At 62.9% G+C, this 2,651-nt stretch carries 4 protein-coding genes; 3 read left to right on the top strand and 1 reads right to left on the bottom strand.

The window, feature by feature from the left end; all coding sequences use genetic code 11:
• From RSB01_RS13935 to RSB01_RS13925, 3 genes are all read left to right on the top strand, one after another.
• The coding region (locus tag RSB01_RS13935) for a hypothetical protein (protein ID WP_332625733.1) at window positions 1-114 on the top strand (114 nt) is incomplete at its 5' end.
• The gene (locus RSB01_RS13930) at window positions 114-437 is read left to right on the top strand and encodes a 2Fe-2S iron-sulfur cluster-binding protein (RefSeq protein ID WP_332591822.1); all 324 of its coding nucleotides are present in this window, start codon (window positions 114-116) and stop codon (window positions 435-437) included. The genes RSB01_RS13935 and RSB01_RS13930, both read left to right, overlap by 1 nt.
• Before the next feature lie 9 nt (window positions 438-446).
• On the top strand, window positions 447-1,643 hold the full coding sequence (locus tag RSB01_RS13925) for an acyl-CoA dehydrogenase family protein (protein WP_332591823.1): 1,197 nt from the start codon (window positions 447-449) through the stop codon (window positions 1,641-1,643).
• A gap of 78 nt (window positions 1,644-1,721) precedes the next feature.
• On the opposite strand, the gene RSB01_RS13920 is transcribed toward RSB01_RS13925, so the two are convergent.
• On the bottom strand, window positions 1,722-2,489 hold the full coding sequence (locus RSB01_RS13920) for an SDR family oxidoreductase (protein WP_332591824.1): 768 nt from the start codon (window positions 2,487-2,489) through the stop codon (window positions 1,722-1,724).
• Window positions 2,490-2,651: the final 162 nt, after the last annotated feature.

Raw genomic sequence — 2,651 nt, 5'->3', positions numbered from 1 at the left:
CGCCTCGTCGGCCACGCCCTCATCGAGGGCAAGCGCCGCGGCGTCAAATATGTCATCGTTTCCATGTGTGTCGCCGGCGGCATGGGTGCCGCCGGTCTCTTCGAGGTCGCTTGATGCCCCAGATTTTTGTAACCCAGCAAGACGGTCAGACCCTGACGTTGGACGTCGCTTCCGGTGCACGCCTGATGGAGGCCCTGCGCGATGGTGGCACCACCGTCGAAGGCACCTGTGGCGGGGCGTGTTCGTGCGGCAGCTGCCACGTCTATGTCGACGAGAAATGGCTGTCCAAGCTGGATGCCGCCGCCGATGACGAAGCCGAAATGATCGAGGCCATCGGCGATGTGATCGAGGTTCGCCCCTCCTCGCGTCTGGCCTGCCAGATCCACATGAACGATGCGCTGGACGGCCTGTCGCTGACCATTGCCGAAGCCATCTAGGAGCCTGTGATGAGCCGCGATTTCGCGCCCGAACTCGAAGGCTTCCGGCAGGAAGTCGCCCAATGGCTGGACGACCAATTATCCGGCCCCTTTGCCCACCTGCGGGGGCTGAACAACCACGTTGATCTGATCCCCGAGCGCCGTGAATGGGAAGCGGCGCTGGGCACGGCGCGCTGGAGCTGTATCGGCTGGCCAGAGCAATGGGGCGGCCGTGGTGCCAGTATCGAGGAACAGGTGATCTTTGCCGAGGAGTATGCCCGCGCCAAGGCCCCCTCACGCATTGGTCACATCGGCATCGAGCTGGCCGGTCCGACCATCCTGCTGCACGGCACCGAAAAACAGAAGAAACAGTTCCTGCCCGCTATCGCAGCCGGTCAGGACATCTGGTGTCAGGGCTATTCCGAGCCCAATGCCGGATCGGACCTGTCCAATGTGCGCACCACCGCCTGGCTGAAGGACGGGCGCTGGATCATCAACGGCCAGAAGGTCTGGACTTCGATGGCCCAGTTTTCCGACTGGGTGTTTGTGATTTGCCGCGCCGATTCAGGTACGCACGGGGCCAGCGGTCTGGCCTATCTGCTGGTGCCGATGAACCAGAAGGGCGTCACCGTGCGCCCTATCCGCCAGATGACCGGCGAGGCCGAGTTCAACGAGGTCTTCTTCGACAATGCCGAAACTGCCGCCGAGAACATTGTCGGCCAACCCGGTGAAGGCTGGAAAGTGGCCATGTCCACCCTCGCCTTCGAGCGCGGCGTCTCGACACTGGGCCAGCAGATGCAGTTCCGCAACGAACTGGAAGAACTGGTGGCACTGGCCAAGGCCAATGGGGCCGCCAAGTCTCCGCTGATCCGCCAGCGACTGGCCAAGGCCCATGTGGGACTGACGGTCATGCGGGCCAGCGCCCTGCGCATGCTGGCCAATGACGATCCCAATAAAACACCCGCAGGAGCCTATACCTACAAGCTGTACTGGGCCTTGTGGCACCGTGCGTTGGGGGAGCTGGCCATGGATGTTCAGGGGCTGTCCGGTCATGTCGGTACGGGCGAGGCCGACTTTGGCGCGCTAACGCACATGCACCTCATGTCGCGTTCAGAAACCATCTATGCTGGCACCAACCAGATCCAGCGCAATATCATTGCCGAGCGGGCGCTGGGCCTGCCGCGTGAGGCCCGTGGCGCGCAGCATGCTCGCGCGCCTCAAGCCTAAGTAGCCTTATCCTCAGCGAACCTAAAAAAAGGGCCTCTCCATTCGGAGAGGCCCTAGTGGTTTGCACCGGGGAGAGGATCAAACCAGATCGAGGAAGGACGGGCGTTCGCCGCCGCCGTCCACCGACAGGCGTGTCCCGCTGACATACGAGGCCAGCGGCGAAGACAGATAAAGAACGGCATTGGCGATATCGCGCCCCTGCCCCATACGCTTCAGCGGCAGGGCGGCAGCAATGGCCGCATGGCCCGCGCCATAATGGTCGACCGAGCCTTCGGTTTCGATCAGCCCGACAATGATGGCGTTGACGCGGATTTTTGGCCCCCACTCCATCGCCAGCGACTGGGTCAGGTTCAGCAATCCCGCCTTGGCCGCGCCATAGATGGCCGTGCCGGGCGACGGACGGATACCCGAGACACTGCAAATATTGACGATGGAACCGCCGGTTTCCTGTGCCTGCATGTATTTGTGCGCCGCCTGCGACACATGCAGCGGGGCCATCAGGTTCAGCGCCACAATCGCGTCGCTAAAGCGCGGCGAAGCCGTGGATGCATCGGCCAGTGGCGATCCACCCGCATTATTGACGACAATATCCAGACGGCCAAAACGGGCGGCGATCCCATCCACCATGGCCGCAACCTGATCGGGTGCCCGCACATCACAGGCCATAAAGACGGCTTCACAACCTCCACCGGACGGCAGGCTTTCGGGCGCGTTGCGACCACAGACGACAACCTCGCAACCGGCCTCCAGCAGGGTTTCGGCAATGGCGCGGCCTATGCCCTTGGCACCGCCTGTGACCAGCGCCACCTGACCGCCTAGATCAATGCGCACGCCGTCAACCGGCATGGCGCAGACCTTCGTGTCCCGAGGTCAGCAGGAATTTCTGCACCTTGCCCGCAGGGTTGAGCGGCAGGGCGTCCAGAATTTCGATCGCGCGTGGCACCTTATAGTTGGCCATGTTGGCCCGGCTCCATTGGCGAAGCTCTTCGGCATTGGCCGAGGCCCCTG

The sequence above is a fragment of the Brevundimonas sp. genome (assembly GCF_036659295.1).
Lineage (GTDB): Bacteria > Pseudomonadota > Alphaproteobacteria > Caulobacterales > Caulobacteraceae > Brevundimonas.
Note: the sequence above shows the minus strand (reverse complement) of the source record. Positions and strands in the feature narration are given on the sequence as shown.

Excerpts from the sequence above, each read along its gene's own strand:
- RSB01_RS13930 (WP_332591822.1), top strand. The coding sequence starts at position 114 with ATGCCCCAGATTTTTGTAACCCAGCAAGACGGTCAGACCCTGACGTTG.
- RSB01_RS13920 (WP_332591824.1), bottom strand. The coding sequence starts at position 2,489 with ATGCCGGTTGACGGCGTGCGCATTGATCTAGGCGGTCAGGTGGCGCTG.
- RSB01_RS13925 (WP_332591823.1), top strand. The coding sequence starts at position 447 with ATGAGCCGCGATTTCGCGCCCGAACTCGAAGGCTTCCGGCAGGAAGTC.